This window comes from Paenibacillus vulneris (assembly GCF_039543185.1).
In the GTDB taxonomy this organism is placed as follows: Bacteria; Bacillota; Bacilli; order Paenibacillales; family NBRC-103111; genus Paenibacillus_S; species Paenibacillus_S vulneris.
This window is the reverse complement of record NZ_BAABJG010000029.1, coordinates 1-19,233: the sequence shown is the minus strand read 5'-3', so window position 1 is coordinate 19,233 and position 19,233 is coordinate 1. Positions and strand designations below refer to the sequence as shown.

Annotated in this window: 19 protein-coding genes and 8 tRNA genes; 6 read left to right on the top strand and 21 right to left on the bottom strand. The window is 51.3% G+C overall.

What is annotated here, in order from left to right; translation table 11 throughout:
* Positions 1 to 57 precede the first annotated feature (57 nt).
* The 11 genes from hisH to ABEA66_RS24860 form a co-directional block, all read right to left on the bottom strand.
* A complete protein-coding gene (gene hisH, locus ABEA66_RS24910) occupies positions 58 to 669 on the bottom strand; it encodes an imidazole glycerol phosphate synthase subunit HisH (RefSeq protein ID WP_345591786.1) in 612 nt (203 codons plus the stop codon).
* Positions 670 to 671: 2 nt separating this feature from the next.
* Positions 672 to 1,274: an imidazoleglycerol-phosphate dehydratase HisB gene (gene hisB / locus ABEA66_RS24905; RefSeq protein ID WP_256865607.1), complete on the bottom strand. Its 603-nt coding sequence runs from the start codon at positions 1,272 to 1,274 to the stop codon at positions 672 to 674.
* Positions 1,267 to 2,556, bottom strand: a complete 1,290-nt coding sequence (gene hisD / locus ABEA66_RS24900; protein ID WP_345591782.1) for a histidinol dehydrogenase — start codon at positions 2,554 to 2,556, stop codon at positions 1,267 to 1,269. Before hisD ends, hisB begins: the two co-directional genes overlap by 8 nt.
* A 65-nt stretch (positions 2,557 to 2,621) precedes the next feature.
* Positions 2,622 to 3,260: an ATP phosphoribosyltransferase gene (gene hisG / locus ABEA66_RS24895; RefSeq protein ID WP_079914633.1), complete on the bottom strand. Its 639-nt coding sequence runs from the start codon at positions 3,258 to 3,260 to the stop codon at positions 2,622 to 2,624.
* Positions 3,261 to 3,272: 12 nt separating this feature from the next.
* A complete protein-coding gene (locus ABEA66_RS24890) occupies positions 3,273 to 4,472 on the bottom strand; it encodes an ATP phosphoribosyltransferase regulatory subunit (RefSeq protein WP_345591776.1) in 1,200 nt (399 codons plus the stop codon).
* 295 nt (positions 4,473 to 4,767) lie between these two features.
* Positions 4,768 to 5,526: a phosphoribosylformimino-5-aminoimidazole carboxamide ribotide isomerase gene (gene hisA, locus ABEA66_RS24885; protein ID WP_345591774.1), complete on the bottom strand. Its 759-nt coding sequence runs from the start codon at positions 5,524 to 5,526 to the stop codon at positions 4,768 to 4,770.
* Entirely contained in the window at positions 5,516 to 6,046 is a 531-nt protein-coding gene (locus ABEA66_RS24880; RefSeq protein WP_079914630.1) for an acyltransferase, read from the bottom strand. The genes hisA and ABEA66_RS24880 overlap by 11 nt, the downstream gene beginning before the upstream one ends.
* Positions 6,030 to 6,695, bottom strand: coding sequence for a pyrophosphatase PpaX (gene ppaX, locus ABEA66_RS24875; protein ID WP_079914629.1), 666 nt, complete (start codon positions 6,693 to 6,695; stop codon positions 6,030 to 6,032). Before ppaX ends, ABEA66_RS24880 begins: the two co-directional genes overlap by 17 nt.
* A gap of 54 nt (positions 6,696 to 6,749) precedes the next feature.
* On the bottom strand, positions 6,750 to 7,754 hold the full coding sequence (gene lgt / locus ABEA66_RS24870; RefSeq protein WP_079914628.1) for a prolipoprotein diacylglyceryl transferase: 1,005 nt from the start codon (positions 7,752 to 7,754) through the stop codon (positions 6,750 to 6,752).
* A gap of 37 nt (positions 7,755 to 7,791) precedes the next feature.
* Positions 7,792 to 8,733 (bottom strand): HPr(Ser) kinase/phosphatase, encoded by a 942-nt coding sequence (gene hprK / locus ABEA66_RS24865; RefSeq protein ID WP_345591769.1) that lies wholly within the window; start codon positions 8,731 to 8,733, stop codon positions 7,792 to 7,794.
* Positions 8,734 to 8,835: 102 nt separating this feature from the next.
* Complete coding sequence (locus ABEA66_RS24860) at positions 8,836 to 9,729, bottom strand: LysR family transcriptional regulator (protein WP_345592301.1); 894 nt, start codon at positions 9,727 to 9,729, stop codon at positions 8,836 to 8,838.
* Between the two features lie 210 nt (positions 9,730 to 9,939).
* Between ABEA66_RS24860 and ABEA66_RS24855 the strand changes: the two genes are divergently transcribed.
* On the top strand, positions 9,940 to 10,986 hold the full coding sequence (locus tag ABEA66_RS24855) for a YeiH family protein (RefSeq protein ID WP_345591767.1): 1,047 nt from the start codon (positions 9,940 to 9,942) through the stop codon (positions 10,984 to 10,986).
* Positions 10,987 to 11,156: 170 nt separating this feature from the next.
* Here the strand turns inward: ABEA66_RS24855 and ABEA66_RS24850 are convergent, their stop codons facing one another.
* Entirely contained in the window at positions 11,157 to 12,281 is a 1,125-nt protein-coding gene (locus tag ABEA66_RS24850; protein WP_079914625.1) for an ABC transporter ATP-binding protein, read from the bottom strand.
* Positions 12,282 to 12,373: 92 nt separating this feature from the next.
* Positions 12,374 to 13,489, bottom strand: coding sequence for a PucR family transcriptional regulator (locus ABEA66_RS24845; protein WP_345591764.1), 1,116 nt, complete (start codon positions 13,487 to 13,489; stop codon positions 12,374 to 12,376).
* Positions 13,490 to 13,726: 237 nt separating this feature from the next.
* Between ABEA66_RS24845 and ABEA66_RS24840 the strand changes: the two genes are divergently transcribed.
* The 5 genes from ABEA66_RS24840 to ABEA66_RS24820 all read left to right on the top strand — a co-directional run bounded on the left by ABEA66_RS24840 (position 13,727) and on the right by ABEA66_RS24820 (position 17,990).
* On the top strand, positions 13,727 to 14,977 hold the full coding sequence (locus tag ABEA66_RS24840) for a nickel-dependent lactate racemase family protein (RefSeq protein WP_345592299.1): 1,251 nt from the start codon (positions 13,727 to 13,729) through the stop codon (positions 14,975 to 14,977).
* Between the two features lie 34 nt (positions 14,978 to 15,011).
* Positions 15,012 to 15,407: a hypothetical protein gene (locus ABEA66_RS24835; RefSeq protein ID WP_377739706.1), complete on the top strand. Its 396-nt coding sequence runs from the start codon at positions 15,012 to 15,014 to the stop codon at positions 15,405 to 15,407.
* A 5-nt stretch (positions 15,408 to 15,412) separates the two neighbouring features.
* On the top strand, positions 15,413 to 16,015 hold the full coding sequence (locus tag ABEA66_RS24830) for a gluconate 2-dehydrogenase subunit 3 family protein (protein ID WP_345591762.1): 603 nt from the start codon (positions 15,413 to 15,415) through the stop codon (positions 16,013 to 16,015).
* Positions 16,005 to 17,576, top strand: coding sequence for a GMC family oxidoreductase (locus tag ABEA66_RS24825; RefSeq protein WP_345591760.1), 1,572 nt, complete (start codon positions 16,005 to 16,007; stop codon positions 17,574 to 17,576). Before ABEA66_RS24830 ends, ABEA66_RS24825 begins: the two co-directional genes overlap by 11 nt.
* Positions 17,577 to 17,684: 108 nt before the next feature.
* Positions 17,685 to 17,990 (top strand): MTH1187 family thiamine-binding protein, encoded by a 306-nt coding sequence (locus ABEA66_RS24820; protein WP_345591758.1) that lies wholly within the window; start codon positions 17,685 to 17,687, stop codon positions 17,988 to 17,990.
* A 242-nt stretch (positions 17,991 to 18,232) separates the two neighbouring features.
* Here the strand turns inward: ABEA66_RS24820 and ABEA66_RS24815 are convergent.
* From ABEA66_RS24815 to ABEA66_RS24780, 8 genes are all read right to left on the bottom strand, one after another.
* Positions 18,233 to 18,305: transfer RNA gene (locus tag ABEA66_RS24815), tRNA-Lys, on the bottom strand.
* A gap of 8 nt (positions 18,306 to 18,313) precedes the next feature.
* Positions 18,314 to 18,398, bottom strand: a tRNA-Tyr gene (locus tag ABEA66_RS24810).
* A gap of 35 nt (positions 18,399 to 18,433) precedes the next feature.
* A tRNA-Phe gene (locus ABEA66_RS24805) sits at positions 18,434 to 18,509 on the bottom strand.
* A gap of 46 nt (positions 18,510 to 18,555) precedes the next feature.
* A tRNA-Asp gene (locus tag ABEA66_RS24800) sits at positions 18,556 to 18,632 on the bottom strand.
* Between the two features lie 14 nt (positions 18,633 to 18,646).
* Positions 18,647 to 18,722 (bottom strand) — tRNA-Thr (locus ABEA66_RS24795).
* A gap of 9 nt (positions 18,723 to 18,731) precedes the next feature.
* Positions 18,732 to 18,807: transfer RNA gene (locus ABEA66_RS24790), tRNA-Val, on the bottom strand.
* 55 nt (positions 18,808 to 18,862) lie between these two features.
* Positions 18,863 to 18,939, bottom strand: a tRNA-Met gene (locus ABEA66_RS24785).
* Between the two features lie 9 nt (positions 18,940 to 18,948).
* Positions 18,949 to 19,037: transfer RNA gene (locus ABEA66_RS24780), tRNA-Ser, on the bottom strand.
* Between the last annotated feature and the right edge of the window lie 196 nt (positions 19,038 to 19,233).

Below are 19,233 nucleotides of genomic sequence, written 5' to 3'. Positions count from 1 at the left end.
TTTCTTTACTCATTGATTCGGCTGTGCAGCCGCAATCCCATTCGTCGGAAGCTGGTACTAACAGCTGACCCTGCACAGCTCGAGAAAATTACCTAGCAGCTTCATGCCGGTGCTGCCGCTCTTTTCGGGATGGAACTGCATCCCGTATATTTGATTCCGTCCGACGATGGCTGTTACCTGCTGGTAATAATCCGTCGTCGCAAGCAAATCCGACGGCTGCTCCGGTTGAACATGATAGGAGTGCACGAAGTAGACATGCCCTTGCTCGATGCCCTTGAATAACGGACTCGACTGCACGAATTGCAGCCGGTTCCAGCCCATGTGCGGCACCTTATAGCTGCCGCGGAAGCGGACTACGCTGCCCGGCAGCAGGTTCAAGCCTTCGTGCGAGCCGTGCTCCTCACTGCGGCTGAACAAAAGCTGCATGCCGAGGCAGATGCCGAGAAGCGGCTTGCCGGATTCCGCATAACGCTTTACCACACCGTCCAGCTGCGATTCGCGCAGATGCTCCATCGCATCGCCGAAGGCGCCTACGCCCGGCAGGATGGCACCGTCCGCAGCCATAATCTGCTGCTCGTCGGAGGTGATCACCGCCTCATAGCCTAGGCGCTCAACGGCCTTGCTGACGCTGTGCAGATTGCCCATGCCATAGTCGATAATGGCGATCATGGCTACAGCACTCCCTTCGTGGATGGCACGCCTTTCACGCGCGGATCGATGCTCGTCGCTTCGTCCAGCGCACGGCCGAGCGCTTTGAATATCGCTTCGATCATGTGATGCGTGTTTTGGCCGTAGTGGACAATGACATGCAGAGTAATGCGGGCTTCCAATGCGAATTTCCAGAGGAATTCTTGAACCATCTCCGTCGAGAAGCTGCCGACCTGATTGGATGGGTACTGGGCACGGTATTCGAAGTGCGGACGGTTGCTCACGTCGATCACGACTTGGGCCAGTGCCTCATCCATAGGGATGAATACGTTGGCATACCGTTTGATCCCTTTCTTGTCGCCCAGCGCTTCGCGCAGTGTTGAGCCTAAGCAAATCCCGATATCCTCCACCGTATGGTGGTCGTCGATATCGATATCTCCGATGGCCTTAACCTGCAAGTCAAATTGGCCGTGCTTCGTAAACAAGTCAAGCATATGGTTCAGGAACGGCACGTCTGTTTCGATTTCCGAGACACCGGAGCCGTCCACGTTAAAGTTCAGTTGAATGTCCGTTTCATTTGTTTTACGGGCAATGCTTGCCGAGCGAGTCGCTTGTTGATCAGCCACGGGAAATCCCTTCTTTCTCAAGTCGTATTTGTATCGCCCTTGCGTGGGCTTCGAGCCCTTCATGGCGGGCTAATGCGATAATTTTGTCCCCGTTCTTCAAGAGAGCATCCTTGCTGTAATAGATGACGCTCGATTTCTTCATGAAATCATCCACATTCAATGGGGAAGAGAAACGAGCCGTGCCGTTCGTCGGCAGCACATGGTTTGGACCGGCGAAATAATCGCCTACTGGCTCTGAGCTGTAAGGTCCAAGGAAGATAGCGCCGGCATTTTCGATAGCGCTCAAATACTGGAACGGCTCCTTCACGAGCACCTCGAGATGCTCGGGCGCCAGCCGGTTGACGGCGCGCACGCCCTCCTCGAGACTGTCTACCGTGAGGATCGCCCCATAATCGCGGATCGATGCAGAAGCGATGTCCTTCTTCGGCAGCGTCTCCAGCTGGCGGGCTACCTCCGCCTGCACCGCCTCGGCAAGCGGCTTGGACGGCGTGATGAGGATCGCCGAAGCCATCTCGTCGTGCTCCGCCTGCGACAGCAGGTCGGCCGCCACGTAGGCCGCGTCGGCCGATTCATCGGCCAGCACCACGATCTCGCTCGGGCCGGCGATGCTGTCGATGTCCACTGCACCGAACACGTAGCGCTTGGCCAGCGCTACATAGATGTTGCCCGGCCCAACGATCTTATCCGCTGCCGGAATCGACTCCGTACCGTAGGCCAGAGCGGCTACCGCCTGCGCTCCTCCGACACGGTAAATCTCTTTGACACCCGCTTCCGCAGCTGCAACCAGGATGTGCGGGTCGATGCCTTCGACCCCGGCGGTTGCCGGTGGGGTGACCATTACAATCTCGGGCACTCCGGCTACCTGTGCGGGAATGGCGTTCATCAGCACGGAGGACGGATACGCCGCCTTTCCGCCCGGAACATACAGGCCTACCCGGCGAAGCGGACGGATCACTTGCCCCAGGATGCTGCCATCCGGCTGCAAATCCATCCAGGAGGTGCGCATCTGCTTCTCGTGGAACCGCCGAATATTATCCGCCGCTTCCCTGATCGCGGTGAGGAAGCTCTCGTCTACCTTCGCGTAGGCCGCCTCAATCTCCGCATCGCTCACGCGCAGCTCATCGACCGTAATTTTATCGAACTGCTGTGCGAACCGTCTGAGCGCTGCGTCGCCTTCCCTGCGCACGCTCTCAATAATGCTTTTGACCCGCTCGTTCTGCTCTTCCGAGCCGTACTCCACTTCACGCTGAAGCGCAAATTCGCTGGCCGGCATGATTTTCATCACGATTTCCCCCTTGCCCTTGTAATTGCCATTTATGATATAGATAAGCTCTTTATTTTCTTTCTCTACGCTTTTCCTGAGGCTGCCATCATTTGCTGCAGCTTATCGCACAAAACCTGAATCGCTTCATTCTTCATCCGGTAGCTGACACGATTGGCAATCAGCCTGCTCGTGATAGAGAAGATCTCCTCCTGCTCGACCAGTCCGTTCTCTCTAAGCGTCTGTCCGGTCTCCACCATATCCACGATACGGTCGGCGAGCCCGATCAGCGGGGCCAGCTCAATGGAACCGTTCAGCTTGATCACTTCCACCTGCTGTCCGCGCTCGCGAAAATACTGCGAAGCCACATTTGGATATTTCGTGGCGACTCTCGGATTCAGTACCGGCTTCCAATCAGGAAGACCGATGACGGACATCCGGCACCTTGCAATGCCAAGATCCAGCAGCTCATACACATCGCGGTTCTCTTCCATCAGAACGTCCTTACCGACAACGCCGATATCCGCTACGCCATATTCCACGTACGTCGCTACATCGACCGGCTTGGCCATAATAAATTCCAGCCCCGCTTCCGGCACCGGAATGATGAGCTTGCGCGAATCGTCCATATCGTCCTGAATCGGAAAGCCCGCTTCTCGGAACAGCTTGGAAGCCTGCTTATATATACGCCCTTTGGGCATCGCCACTTTCAATACATCCTGCATATCCATGCTCCTTTACCCAAACTCGATGACGTCTTGGTAGATAGCTCCGTTAACGAAGAACGTTCCATCATCTTTACGTACCGGCTGGAAGTCGTTCAATCTGTCCGGGATCAACCGCGTTTCTACCATCGTACCGCCCTGCTGACGCATTTCGTGCGCTTTCTTGAACGCTTCCCCGCGTTTAGACGCGGTATATGCAATCAGTACCTTGGAAGGCGTTATAATCGGCTGTTTGCTCACAGCCTCGAGAATCCGGTTCGTCTTAAGAGCAAAGCCCGTTGCCGGAGCCGGACGGCCGAATTGGGTCAATAAGTTGTCGTATCTGCCTCCACTGCAAACCGGAAATCCTAGATCTGCCGCGTAGCCCTCGAACGTCATTCCCGTATAATAGGAGAAGTCTCCAATCATGGTCAAATCGATGACTACATGCTCGCTAACACCGTAAGCCTCCAGCACATCCCACACCTCGCACAAGTGCTCGATGGATTGCTGCGCCATCGGATCGCGAGCCACCTGCTTGGCTTGAGCGCAGATTTCCTGCCCCCCGCGCAAGCGCAGAATGCCTTCCAGCTCCTGTTGCATGTCAGCTGAAAGCCCCAGGGATTTAATCGTATCCCGGTAGCCTACATAATCCCGATTGAGCAAGCATTCCTTTAATGCCTGCTGCGCTTCGCTTCTCTCTTTCAGCGTTTCATTAAATAATCCGGTCAAAAAGCCGACATGACCCAATGCGATTTTAAAGCGCTCTACCCCCGCCGCCTGTAAGCTCGCAATGGCAAGAGCAATAACCTCCGCATCGGATTCCGAGGAAGCGTCTCCTACCAGCTCCACGCCTGCCTGGAAAAACTCTGCGTCCCGCCCCGCTTCCGCTTCAAAAGCACGAAATACGTTAGCATGATAGGATAGCCGGATCGGAAAAGGCTTCTCCTTCAATAACGAGGATACAACCCGAGCGATCGGCGCCGTTACATCCGAACGCATAACCAGCGTCGTCCCGTTACGGTCCAGCAGCTTGAACAGCTTCCGATCCTCTGTCGAGCTGGCTACCCCTACTGTATCATAGAATTCCAGCGTCGGCGTAATAATTTCCGAATAACCCCAGCGCTCCATGCATTGCAGAACATTGGTTTCAATAGAGCGGAGTTTAGCTGCCGCCTCTGGAAGATAATCTTTAACTCCGGTCGGTTTTTCAAACACTTTTGGTTTCGACACCGATCTTCACCCGCCTAATAGTAACAGTCATCTTTTTTCAACGTATTCGCTTTAGTTCGCTAATATGCTACCATACTACCAAAATAAAGAATGTATTCGTAAGTGTACCACCGAACACCTGCGGCGTCAATGAATACACGGCAAAAATTGATGGAAAAACACGTCTGTCAGCGCACTTTTACAGAAGCACTTACTCGTAAGGCGAACTACCTTATACATGATGAAGCGGGACAATGCCAAACCGCAACTGTCTGTCATTCAGCGGACCCGGCTTGCTCCGGACGCGGGATATGAATTATTGATTATTGGAATAAGCCACTACATCTTTGTAGGACAGCTTCCCCCCGAAGATATCCAATGCGCTGCCTATCGTAATATCCAGCTTTCCATCACAAAGCGACCGGAACAGCTCCATATCCTCCATAGACCTTGCTCCCCCCGCATACGTCGTAGGGATCGACACACATTCGGCTAGATGACGGACCAGACTTTGCTGAATGCCGGACTGTTTGCCCTCCACATCCACTGCGTGAACGAGAAACTCGTCGCAAAACTGCTCCAAATAACGGATATTATCCGGACTCACTTCAAAATTGCTGAACGTCTTCCATTGGTTGGTGACCACGTACCATTTGCCGTCTTTTTCCTTACAGCTTAAATCGATCACTAACCGGTCTTTCCCGACCTCGGACACGATGCTGTTCAGGTTGCCGGTATTCAGCTCTCCGTCACGGAAAATGTAAGAGGTGACGATAACATGCGATGCTCCCTGCTCCAAATAATAAGCCGCATTGTCCGATGTGATGCCGCCCCCGATCTGGAGCCCTCCTTCATACTGGCGCAGCGCTTTCACAGCCGCTTCTTCATTGCCGCCGCCCAGCATGATGACATGTCCGCCTAACAGACGATCCTGCTTGAACATGTCGGCATAGTAAGCGGAATCATACTCGGATACGAAATTTTCAACGACTCCCTGCTGACCTGCATTCAGCGTTTCCCCTACAATTTGCTTCACTTTCCCCTGATGAAGATCAATACATGGTCTAAACTTCATTCTTGTTCCCCGTCCCCTCTGTAGATTGTCCCTCTCTCACATCTTCGCGGATAACACGCAGCGGATTTCCCGCGACAAAGCTGTACGCCGCTACATCCTTATGAACGACGGATCCCGCCCCAATCACCGCATGGTCACCGATCGTGACCCCCGGCAGTATTGTCGTGTTCGCTCCGATCATTACGTTCGACCCGATACGCACGGTGCCTATCCGGTATTCCTTAATCAAGTATTCATGCGTCAATATCGTAGTATTGTATCCGATAATAGAATTGCTTCCGACCTCGATTCGTTCAGGGAAGAATACATCCACCATAACCATTAACGCAAAGGAGGTATGCTCCCCCACCTTCATCCCAAGCACATGGCGGTAAATCCAGCGCTTAAAGGACAAGAAGGGTGCATACCGCGTCAATTGGATAAAGATAAAATTGCGGACCGCCTTCCAAAAGCTGACGGTCCTGTACATTTGCCATAATGAATTCGGTCCTTCCACCGAAAATCTATCTGTTTGTCTCAAGCGAACTCTCCTCGATTCCTGCAATAGGAAGCAGTTCTCTTATATCGTCAATAATATAGGTCGGATTGTATTGCTTTAAATAAGGGATTCCCTTCAAGGACCAGGCAACGCCTACAGCAGGGATTCCCGCATTATGGGCGGCCTCCAGATCATAGTGGCTGTCACCGACCATTAACGCTCCCGACGTATCGGAGCCAAGCTCCTTCAGCGCCTTGCGTATTCCTTCCGGATCCGGCTTCGCGCGCTGCACTTCATCTACTGTTACAATCGCACCGAAATAATCGTAAATGCCGCATAGCTTCAAGCCCATCTCCGTAGTCAGCCTTACTTTGCTCGTCACGACGCCCAGTTTGATGCCCGCGGCATGCAGACGTGCAAGCGTATCACGAACATGCGGGAATTCCTTTACCAGTTCGTCATGCTTTTCGACATTGAACTTCCGGTATTTCTGCACCAGGTCATCCACCGTATCTCTACCGGAGAAGAACTGCATTTGCTCCACAAGCGGCCTTCCCATATTGGGAATAATATGCTCGCGGGTAACCGGCTCTTTCGTTACACCTTCAAACGTATGCAAAAACGATTGAATGATCAGCTCATTCGTATCGAGTATCGTTCCATCGAGGTCAAATAACATCGTATGAATCATGAATTAAGCTCCTTTATCATGCTGTTCGGGTAGAGAGAGCCTTACGGCTTTCTCTTAATGATCCGTAGTAGGGTCCGACGGCTTAGCGGAAGCGGATGATTCCACAGTATCCTTAGGGCCGCCAGACGGATGCTCTTGTGTATCCTTTCCCTTCACTCGCTCGATCGGATCGGAATAGCGAGCCGATGCCGCCCCGGTCTTTCTGCGAACGAACATCAGAATGAAGGCTGCAATAACAATCAGTACGGCCAATAGCTGCGAAATTCTAACATTGCCGCCGTACGTCATGTATCCGGGCTCGAAGCCCATCCATGTCATCGGCGCCCACAAACCGTTCATTAAGGAAGCCAGCCATTCCGGACCCGTGAAGTCCAGACTATCCGTTCTCAGACCTTCCACGAAGAAACGGCCGATGGAATACCAGATGAAATAGCTCATAAACAGCTCCCCTGCACGCAGGAAAGGCCTTCTGCGCAGGATAAGGAGCAGTACCAGCCCTACAATATTCCACAGCGACTCATACAAGAAGGTAGGATGGTAGAACTGTCCGTCGATGAACATTTGATTCACAATGAAATCCGGCAGATGAAGCGAGTTCCTCAAGAAGGTCTCGCTGACAGGCCCGCCGTGAGCTTCCTGGTTCATAAAGTTGCCCCAACGTCCGATCGCTTGTCCGACGATTAACCCGGGAGCGCAAATATCGGCAATGCGCCAGAACGAGTATCCTTTTCTCCGGACATAAATAAGAGCTGCTATGATCGCTCCTATCAGAGCACCATATATGGCGATCCCGCCATGCCATACTTTAATAATTTCCGATAAATTATCTCTGTAATCTTCCCATTTGAACGCTACATAATAAATCCGGGCCCCGATAATGGCTGAAGGAACGCCTATCAGCACCAAATCCATGAAAAAATCCGGATTCATTCCGAACCGTTTGCCTTCCTGAATAGCCAACAGAAGTCCGACGAGAGCCGCCGTTCCCAGAATAATTCCGTACCAATGTACCTGCAGAGATCCTATGCCGAACGCGATAGGATTAATTGCCAGCAGCATGTTGCTCCTCCTTCATAAGAATGACTCAGCATTCTAATTATTCCATATCGTCGATATCTTCCGACAACGATTCGGTCAGCTTGTTCGTGAACTGAAGCGCCGCGTTATAGCCCATCCGTTTCAGACGGAAGTTCATCGCCGCCACTTCAATAATGACCGCCAGGTTACGTCCCGGACGAACCGGAATGGTAACCAGAGGAACGTCGGTGTCAATAATGCGGGTCGTTTCCTCATCCAGACCAAGACGGTCGTATTGCTTCTCCTGCTGCCAAGTCTCCAGCTTGACAACAACGGAGATCTTCTTCACGTTACGAACCGCCCCTGCGCCGAACAGGGTCATAACGTTAATAATACCGACACCGCGGATTTCAAGCAGATGGCGGATCAACTCAGGCGCATTTCCGTTAAGTACATGGTCCGCCGTCTGGCGAATTTCTACCGCATCGTCCGCAATCAAACGATGTCCCCGCTTAACAAGCTCCAGAGCCGTTTCGCTCTTACCGATACCGCTGCTGCCTGAAATCAGCATCCCGATACCGTAAACGTCTACAAGAACGCCGTGAATCGTTGTAGAAGGGGCCAATTTATTTTCCAGAAACCCCGTAATGCGGCTCGCCAGGATGGTGGTCGACACTTTGGTACGAAGCACCGGAATATTGCAATCATTGGCGGCGGCCAATAGCTCGATTGGAACATCCAGCCCCCGGCTGATCAAAATACAAGGTGTCTCCTCCGGCTCGCACAGCTTTCTCATCCGGGTCATTCGGTCATCCGAAGTTAAACCGTCAAAGAAGGTCAGCTCCGTTTTCCCGAGAATCTGCACCCGTTCTGTCGGATGGAATTCGTAAAAGCCCGCCATAACCAGCCCGGGGCGATATAAGTCAGCGACAGTAATGGGACGTTTAAGACCGCCCTCACCGCAAATCACTTCGAGGTGAAACTCTTCAACCAAGTCAGATACTTTTACTTTTCTAGGCATCTTTGTTCCGTCTCCTTCGTTTTCCCAATAATCCCATCGTATAAAAAATACAAGCATAAATCAACAAGCTTTGGGATTTCATCTATGGAAGATTTAACGCTGCTATCCTTGAAATTGTCTAAGCTTTTGAATAAACATTTTGGCTGCCATCGTTTCTACGGCCGATCTTTTGTCCTGCAGAAGCCTGAAATCCCGGAGCAGCCGGGTCTGTTTCACCGGAATGCTGCATAATTCCCCTGTCTCCAGCTCCTTGCGTACGACAAGCCTGGACAGCATGGCAATCCCAAGACCCGCGACAACGGCTTCCTTTACCCCTTGACTGCTGCTGAATACGTAGGAACGCCTCATTCTGATGCCCGTTTTCTCCATGAATTGATCGCTGAACGCTCTTGTTCCCGATCCGGGTTCCCTCAAGACCCATACATGATCCTGGAGCATCCCGATATCGACGGCTTTTTTCACGGCACATAACGGGTGGTCCGCCGGAGCGACAAGAACCAACTCATCTTCCATAAAAGGGGGCTGCAGTTCAATTTCGGCATACTCCACTTTCCCTTCAACCAGACCAATATCCAGTTCATGGGAACGAACCGCTTGGGCAATTTCCTCCGTATTCCCGATCGTCACGCTAATATCGATTTGCGGGTACTGAGCTGTGAATTCCGCCAAAAACCGGGGCAGCACATATTCCCCGATCGTCAGGCTCGCCCCTATCTTCAATGTTCCGGCCACCTCATCGCGCAATAGGCGTATGGCTTCCTTCGCCGAATCATAGAGGGCCAGCATTTGCTTTGCCTGTTGATACAATATCTCCCCCGCTTCCGTAACCTTTACCTGTTTGGAGGAGCGGTGAACAAGCTTGGCGCCGAATTCATTTTCCAAATTGCGTATATGCAAACTGACCCCTGGCTGAGAAAGATTCAGCATTTCAGCGGCCCGTGAGAAATGGCTCTGTTCTACTACCATGACGAACACTCTTAATGTATCTACAATCATAACCTGCTCCTTCGCTGTCTGCCCTGCCTGCAAAGCTCATCCTGCTGTAATCCCCATTGTATCCTTTTCATTCCAACGGAACAATCCCGTATAATCCGCGCTTGAAGCATAACAATAACTAATCCTACGCATAGCATATCGGTATTTCACTTTTCTTTCTGCTCATCTTATAGTTAGAGGCAAGTTAAAGAAAAAGGAGTCGATAGTACCATGAGTCAAGCACAGGCGCTTTCCTCGCAAAAACAAAGCAAACCGTGGGTCGGTTTCCTCATAGGCATCGCTTTAACCTTGCTGATTGCATTGGCTGCGAAATTTTTGTCCGGCTTTCCGTTCCTGAGCATTATGGGTCAGCTGGTCATTGCCATATTACTAGGCATCATTTGGAGGGCATCCATTGGCGTGCCGGCCAGGGCTGCAGCAGGAACCCAGTTTTCCAGCAAAAAGCTGCTCAGGCTAGGCATAATCCTCCTGGGAATGCGTCTCAACCTGGTGGATATTGTTCACGCCGGACCGAAAGTATTTGTACTGGCCGTTATCGTCATCGTGTTTACGCTGAGTGTCGTCTATGGACTGACCCGTTTATTTAAGGTAGAAAAAGGACTGGGCATTTTGACGGCCTGCGGAACCGCCATTTGCGGGGCTGCCGCCGTCGTCGCCATAGCGCCTCAAATTAAAGCCAGAGATGAAGAAACGGCCATAGGCGCTGCCATCGTTGCTATTCTGGGAACGATATTTACTCTGTTCTATACGCTCCTGTTCCCTGTTATGGGTCTTTCCCCTCTGGGTTACGGAGTGTTCTCAGGAGCTACCCTTCACGAAATTGCCCACGTTATTGCCGCCTCGGCGCCAGGAGGGAACGATGCGGTAGATATGGCGGTTATCGTTAAGCTCACTCGTGTCGCACTGCTTGTTCCCGTTGCCATTGTCATCGGCATTTGGGCCAATCGTTCCCAGCGCGAGGAAGGGACGGGTTCAGCTGCAGCATCATGGAAATCCATCCCGATTCCCTGGTTTATTCTCGGGTTCCTCGTCGTGAGCGGGATCCATTCGCTTAATATCGTTCCGGAAGCTGCAGCAAGCGCTCTGGTTACGGCTGCTTATATGCTTATCGCAATGGCCATGGCCGGACTCGGTCTCGGTGTCGATCTTGCCGCATTCCGCCGACTGGGCATGAAGTCCTTCGCCGCAGGGCTTATCGGCTCCGTATTGCTATCCGGATTAGGCTTTGTGATGGTGCATCTGCTCCACCTAGCCTAGAGAATGAGCCTTCGCTTTAAGGTCCCTAACTAGCTCCTCTTGCTATGCAAGAGGGCTTTTTTTTGGGCGCCCTTTGCATCCTTCGGCCGATCCTTTGCGGGGGTCCTGGCAAACGACAAGCAATACCAAAAAAGGACCAGCCATTACGACTGGTCCTCAGTTTATATCAATTAGTTGTTTACAAGGATAGACAAAGTAGTTTGTGGATCGAAGAAGTGAACTTTGTTCATATCGATCGCCAACTTCACGTTTGTGCCTTCTTTGACGCTTGCACGGCCGTCAACACGAGCTACGACACTGTTTTTGCCAATGCCGTTCAAGTGCAATAGCATTTCGTGACCCAAATTCTCGGAAACCTCGATGTGAGCGTTCACGATAGTGTTAGGGGAAGCTTCCAGGAATACCGGCTCTTCATGGAAATCCTCAGGACGAACACCCATAACCACTTCTTTACCGATGTAGCCTTTTTCGCGAAGCAATTTTGCTTTGCCTTCTGGAATTTCGACACTAACGCCGTTAGCTTTGAAGTAGACGCTGCCGCCTTGCTCCGCCAAAGAACCAGGAACAAAGTTCATGGATGGAGATCCGATGAAGCCTGCAACGAACATGTTCAACGGGAAGTTGTAAATTTCTTCCGGAGTAGCCGCTTGTTGAATGATCCCTTTATCCATAACGACGATACGATCGCCCATGGTCATAGCTTCTGTCTGGTCATGCGTTACGTAGATAATAGTTGTTTCAAGACGTTTGTGCAATTTGCCGATTTCAGCACGCATCTGTACGCGCAATTTAGCATCCAGGTTGGACAACGGCTCATCCATCAAGAACACTTGCGGTTCACGAACGATCGCACGGCCCAAGGCAACCCGCTGACGTTGACCACCGGAAAGAGCTTTTGGCTTACGATCCAGCAAATGCTCGATGTCAAGAATTTTTGCAGCTTCGCGTACGCGAGCTTCGATGTCGGCTTTTTTGAACTTACGAAGCTTCAAACCAAAAGCCATGTTTTGATACACGTTCATGTGCGGATACAAAGCGTAAGATTGGAAAACCATCGCGATGTCGCGGTCTTTCGGTGCAACGTCGTTTACCAAACGGTCGCCAATGTAAAGTTCGCCTTCAGTGATCTCTTCCAAACCTGCAATCATACGAAGAGTTGTGGACTTACCGCAACCGGATGCGCCTACAAGAACCAAGAACTCTTTATCTTTGATTTCAAGATGGAAATCTTTCACTGTCGCTTCTTCAGCACCTGCGTATCTTTTAACGATGTGGTTTAAACGTACACCTGCCATGGTTTATTCCCCCTACGAATTTTAGTATCAAGTTATATTGCTATCTTACCGTAGGAATGGTTTTGTGACTATGCACAATCTTCACAAAAAAATCACTTTCTTTTCGTTACTTTGTACAATAGCAATGCGATCTTGACCAAAACCGCGTCGTTAAAGGTCCGGACATCCAGTCCAGTCTCCTGCTTGAACTTGTCCAATCGATATAATAACGTATTCCGGTGAATGTAGAGCTTCTTGGCCGTTTCACTGACATTACAGTCCAATTGAAAAAACTGCTCCAGCGTCGTCATCGTCTCCGCATCGAGAACCGCATCCAGCCGCTTCAGCACGCGTTCGAGGAAGCTCGCCTTCTCCCCCTCGGGAATCAGGTTAATCAACTTCTCCAGCTGCAGCATCCATGGAAGATGCATATTACTGCCCATGTGGTAAGTACGGCCGAGCATCATCGTTTCTCTTAGCTGCAGCACCGTAGCGTAAAGAGATTTGGACGGCATAATCGGATAGTGAATGGCCAGGTGGCTGTCGCCGACCCATTCGTTTTCGAGCATTTCATGGAGGCCGTAACCGATAGCGGCGAGCGTATCCTCCAGACTATCCTCCTCGCCATAATCCCGTTCATCGCTGGTATCCATCGTCAGCATTTTTTCCGAACCGAGAATAAGCCATTCCTTGTCCATTAACGGAATAAGCACGATCTCCGAATCAAAGAACGACTCCAGCAGCTTCTTGAGCTCCTGGTAGCTGACTCTCCTGGACTGTGAATAGTCTCCATACAGCAGAAGTGGAATTTTAGTAGAGTATAAAGATAATTGCGATACCAGCGTGTCCGGCATCTCTGCATTGGTTAAGCCCAAATCCTGCTGCTGCTTGAACCAGTCGCGGACCATGCCAACCCTGCGCTCTTCTTCGCTGATAGAAAGGACCGGCTTCTTCTCCTGCATCCGGTTGGATTCCAGCATCAGCTCGATCAGCCGGCGCTCCGCCTGATTCACCCGGTTCGCTTCAATGCTTAGCACGATGGCATCCGCATGATCCTTATTCAGCAAAAAAATGAGCTGCTGCTCCTTCTGCAAGCTTTTGGGCGGCGCTCCTTTGCCGAGAGCCTCTGTATCCGCCTCACGGAGCCATTGCTCCCATGTCCATCTCGTCAACCTTACGGGTGCATCAAATATTTGTTCAAGCTGCTGCCTTAACGGTTCCCAGTCCATACCCGAACTCCCAACGTAAGTGTATTTATCTATATACCTTCATCATAGCAAAAAAAAGCACAGCATAAAACCAAAAATGCTTCGCCGACCCCCGGCATCCGCGAAGCCTGCTTATCCCCCTTCCAGAGCAAGCCACAACCCGATCTGTTGACTGAAAATAGTAACGGCTTCGCAGGATATTTTCGATCGGTTTGGTAATAATTGAACTGTTCGAATCTCGACTAGGGGGCCGCCGCAATTTTCCATTTACCTTATGGCAAGACGACCATACCTCTTTCAGTACCCGAAAGCCTGCCAGTGGATATCATCACTTACCGGGCAGACCAAACCGAGGAGAAGCAACTTTCGTCCCGGAACCGGATTCTTAAAGCACTGTCCCAGCCCATCCGGTCACCGAGGCTCTCCGAGCTTGCGGCAGGGCGTCATAGCGCCGTTATTATCATTAGTGACGGAACCAGGCTTAGTCCGAGTCATCTGCTTCTTCCTCCGCTATTGGAGGAGTTGAACCAAGCGGGCATCCCGGACCCATCGATTGATATTATCATTGCCCTGGGCATGCATCGGAAGCATACGCGGGAAGAAATGGAGCAGCTCGTAGGGCCGGCCGTCTACAAGCGGATCCGGGTTCACAACCACTCGGCCGCAGCCGAGGACTGCATTCGGCTTGGAACCACCTCCTTCGGGACGCCGATTGAAATCAACCGGCTGGCCGTCAAGGCCGATCTTCGAATCGCAACCGGCAATATGGAGCCCCACGCTTTGGCGGGAATATCGGGCGGAATCAAAGCCGTCGTACCGGGAATCGCCTCCAGAAGATGCATTGAGCATAACCATAGCTTATCGCAGCAATTCAAGGCAGTTCCAGGTCATCCTGACAATCCGATTCATCAAGATATGGAGGAAGCACTCCGCTTTATTACGGTCGATTTTATGCTTAATGTCGTTGTCGACCATGAGAAGCATGTGCTGGAGGCCGCAGCAGGCCATATTACGGCAGCACACCAAGCATTAATCAGCCAAGCTGCATCCCGTTTCGTGGTCCCTGTTAAGCAAACCTACGACCTTACGGTGGTTTCTCCAGGCGGGCATCCCAAAGATCTCCAGCTGTATCAAGCCATCAAGGCGCTTCGTAATGCATCGGCTCTAACGAGAACGGGCGGAACGATTATTATGGCGGCGGAATGCCCGGAAATGTTCGGGAACGGCATCTTTCAATTCTGGGTAGAGACGATGAAGGACCGCCAAACCATGGTAGATCAACTGAAGCGGGAGTTTCAGCTGGGCGCTCATAAAATCCTTCATTTGGACGAGGTTTTGACCCAACAGCGCGTTTACCTTTATTCGGCGCTGCCCCGTCCTATTGTAGAGCTGCTGGGCCTCTTGCCTGTGGACGATATACAAGCCGCTTTTACCGAATCGATTTCCGGACAAGGCAAATCCATTGCTCTTATGCCTTACGGCTCTCTAACCTACCCTCAACTGCCCTAAAAAACTAACCGTATGACGAATGGAGGAAGCCCCATTGCAGCATTGGACCTACTGGACATTGGACCGCATGGTCATTTTATTTGTCGGGATTGCCTTTATAGCGATCGGCGCTCAAGTAACCCTGTCCCATTACCGGCAAAATTTCCATCACAAATCCATGTGGCTGCCTGTTATCTCCGCCCCTATATTCAGTCTCGCCGGTATTGTTCTTGCCCTTGTCCGGCTGGAGTGGCTTTTCTACCTGTTTACCCTTCTGATGTGGGTGGGTGTTGTCATCGGTACCGTAGGCTTCTATTTTCATTTTCACGGTGTCGGTGTCAGAGTCGGAGGGTATAAAATGCGCAACTTCCTGGCCGGTCCTCCCGTCATTCTGCCCGTTTTGTTTATCGCCATGTGTGCTCTTGGCCTACTAGTCATGTATTGGAGGTAGCTTGTATGAACCCGAACCTAAGCCGTTACCCTACGTACGACGTCATGTCCGCACAGCACGAATGGGATCAGCATACCCGCACCATTGTCAATGAAAGGCTTCATACCGGCGGGGACTATCTGTTTTTGTCCGTAACTGAAGCGGAAATACTCCGAAGCTGGTGCTCCCTTCTTATGGATGACGCAAGAGGAGAAATCATACAGTATGTCATTGAGCATATCGACCATACCTTATCAGCAGGCATAGAAAGCGAACGTAAATCTGACGTTCCCCACGCTGCGGCGCTCATTAGAGCGGGACTGGAGGGGCTTGATAACTCTTGCCAGATTCTTTATACGGAACGATTCTTTCATTTAGATACCGAACGGCAGCTTCAGATCATGACCTCCATCAGTGAAAATGACGCCTTGCCGCACGATACATGGAAGACTATTCCTCAAAGCGTTTTTTTTCAGAAGCTGCTGCGTTTGACTACGGAAGCCTATTATTCCCACCCCCGTGTTTGGTCGGATATTGGGTATGGAGGACCCGCTTATCCTCGGGGATATGTACGTATGCATCCCGGGCAGCTGGACCCATGGGAGGCGAAGCCCAAAAATGAAGCGTAAATATGAAGGACAAGAAGTCGATGTTGTCATCGTCGGTGCCGGAGCTGCCGGAGGCGTGCTGGCCAAGGAGCTCAGCGAAGCCGGAATGAGTGTAGTCGTGCTGGATGCCGGGCCTTTCCTTGATCCGCAGCATGACTTTGCCAGTGACGAGCTGTCCATGCAGCGGCTTGGCTGGCAGGATACCCGAATCGTCGCAGGCGATAACCCGCTGCAGATGGGACATAATAACTCGGGCAGAGGGGTCGGAGGGGGGACCGTCCATTTTACAGGTGTGTTCCTAAGGTTCCACGATACAGACTTCCTGGCCCGAACGCGAGACGGCGTAGCGGAAGATTGGCCCATCCGTTATGAAGATCTGGCGCCTTATTACGACAAGATCGAAAAGGAAATTGCAGTGGCCGGTCCCAGACATTTTCCATGGGGGAATTTTCACGGACCTTACCCTTATCCCGAACGGGATAGATTAAGCCCCAACGCTTTCATGTTCCAAAAAGGGTGCGAAAAGCTGGGCATCCGTTCTACGGTTACCCCTCTGGCTATTCTTTCAGCGCCGTTTGAGGACAGACCGCCTTGCATCAATCGGGGCTTTTGCAACCAAGGATGTATGCCGAACGCCAAATTCAGCACTCTCATCGTACATATTCCCAAAGCGATCCGTGCCGGCGCCGAGGTGCTCGCCGATTGCATGGTGACCCAAGTCCTGATGAAACCCGACGGAAAAGCGGCAGGCGTTACGTTCATTCATAATGGGGTAACGTATGAGCAAAAGGCGAAACTGGTCATCCTCTCGGCCTATGTAGTGGAGACGCCGCGGCTTCTTCTGAATTCTGCAAACAGCCGGTTTCCCGATGGCCTGGCCAATAGCAGCGGTTGGGTGGGCAAAGCTATCATGACCCATAGCAGCCATGACGTGTATGCAAAGTTCAAGGAGGATATCCGGCTGTACAAAGGAACTCCCGTCTTGGCCAGTACGCAGGACTTTTATGAAACATCGCCTGATCATGACTTCGTCAGAGGCTATACGCTTCACTCTCACGGGGCGAGACCGGTCAGCTTCGCTCAAGGCGTCACTCAATCATCCAGCACTCCGGTTTGGGGATCACGGCTGCGCCAAATCATGCTTGATTATAATTATTACGGTCGAGCCACCATGGTTGGCGAAGTGCTTCCCCATCCGGACAACCGTGTAACCTTAAGCGATGAGCTGGACTCCTACGGGCTCCCAAGAGCCAAGGTCACCTTCAGCTATGGCGAAAATGATCAACGGCTCATCCAACACGCAGTTCAGAAGATGAAGGATATTTTAGAAGCGGCTGGAGGTCAACCTGAAATGACCGTTTCCGATACTGCCCATTTGATGGGAGGCTGCCGGATGGGCAATGACCCGCAGGAATCGGTTGTGAATTCGTTTGGCCAAACTCATGATATTTCCAATCTGTTTGTCTGCGACGCCAGCATATTCGTTACCTCCGGGGCGGGGAACCCGACGAATACCGTAATGGCTCTAGCGGCGCGAACCGCAGATTACATCCGCAACCAAGCTGCCCGCTTGGAGCTGTAAGAAGCCTCTTGCCTCCATCCGGGGGAAAGAGGTTTTTATTTGATGCTTCTTGACATAAGCGATACAATGAGAGACAAACCTAATTTTCAATCAATGGAGGAAGCTTTCATGGCTATTGTTGAATTAACCATTATCCCCATAGGCACTGCAACGACCAGCTTAAGTCAATATGTTGCGGATATTCAAAAGGTTCTGGAGCAGGCCAACGAGCCTATTCATTACGAAATGACCTCGATGAGCACCATCATCGAAGGGGAGCTCGACGATTTGATGACCGTTATCCGCCGTCTTCATGAGGTTCCTTTCGGCCACGGTGCTGAACGCGTATCTACGTCAATCAAAATCGATGACCGGCGGGATAAAAAGGCATCTATGGAGCAAAAACTAAAATCGGTCGCAGAGAAGATGAAATGAGTTCATACCGGAGTCTTGGATTCTGTTCAGGTACTTTCTTTGCAGGGATCCCAGACATTTAGAACGACAGAAGGCCATAGTAGCGGTATGAACAAAATGTTCCTTTATCAAGGATGTTTCATCCATAGCATAGAAGTCTATACTAAAAAAAGCGAGGCCCAGCGGCTCCGCTTTTTTCCATGTTGTTGTATGCTGTTAGTTGCTCATAAAACAAAAAAGAGACCTTACGGTCTCTCTTCAGATGAGTCATGAAGGACTCGAACCTTCGACACCCTGATTAAAAGTCAGGTGCTCTACCAACTGAGCTAATGACTCACATGAAATGGTGGAGGCTGATGGATTCGAACCACCGAACTCAATGAGAACAGATTTACAGTCTGCTGCGTTTGGCCACTTCGCTAAGCCTCCATATGATGCGGCTTCCTGCTATTGCAGTACGCCTATGGTGGCTCGGGACGGAATCGAACCGCCGACACGAGGATTTTCAGTCCTCTGCTCTACCGACTGAGCTACCGAGCCTTATAAGAATATCTTGTCCAATCTTACGCATTTCTATTTTGAAAAATGGCGGAGCCGACGGGATTCGAACCCGCGGTCTCCTGCGTGACAGGCAGGCATGTTAGGCCTCTACACCACGGCTCCGCATTAGACAAAGATGGTGCCGTCGAGAGGACTTGAACCCCCAACCTACTGATTACAAGTCAGTTGCTCTACCAATTGAGCTACAACGGCGTATTACTATGGTGGAGGCTGACGGGATCGAACCGCCGACCCTCTGCTTGTAAGGCAGATGCTCTCCCAGCTGAGCTAAGCCTCCATGTGACACAAGTCGAATCATATCATACTTTGTCATAAAAAATCAAGAACTTTTATGGTAGCGGCGGAGGGGATCGAACCCCCGACCTTACGGGTATGAACCGTACGCTCTAGCCAGCTGAGCTACGCCGCCATAGGACAACGGAGAGAGAGGGATTCGAACCCTCGCACCACTTACGCAGTCTAACCCCTTAGCAGAGGGTCCCCTTATAGCCACTTGGGTATCTCTCCAAGACTAAAGAACAATTGTATTGTTCCCTGAAAACTAGATACGAAATGCATGCGTAAAGTTTGTGAATTAGTTTCCCGTTTGTTACGGGCCCCGAGAAAGTATCTAGAGTCTGCTTCGAAGCTTTTCTTCACTTTCTTGGGTAATGGATAAGCCCTCGACCGATTAGTATTCGTCAGCTCCACACGTTGCCGTGCT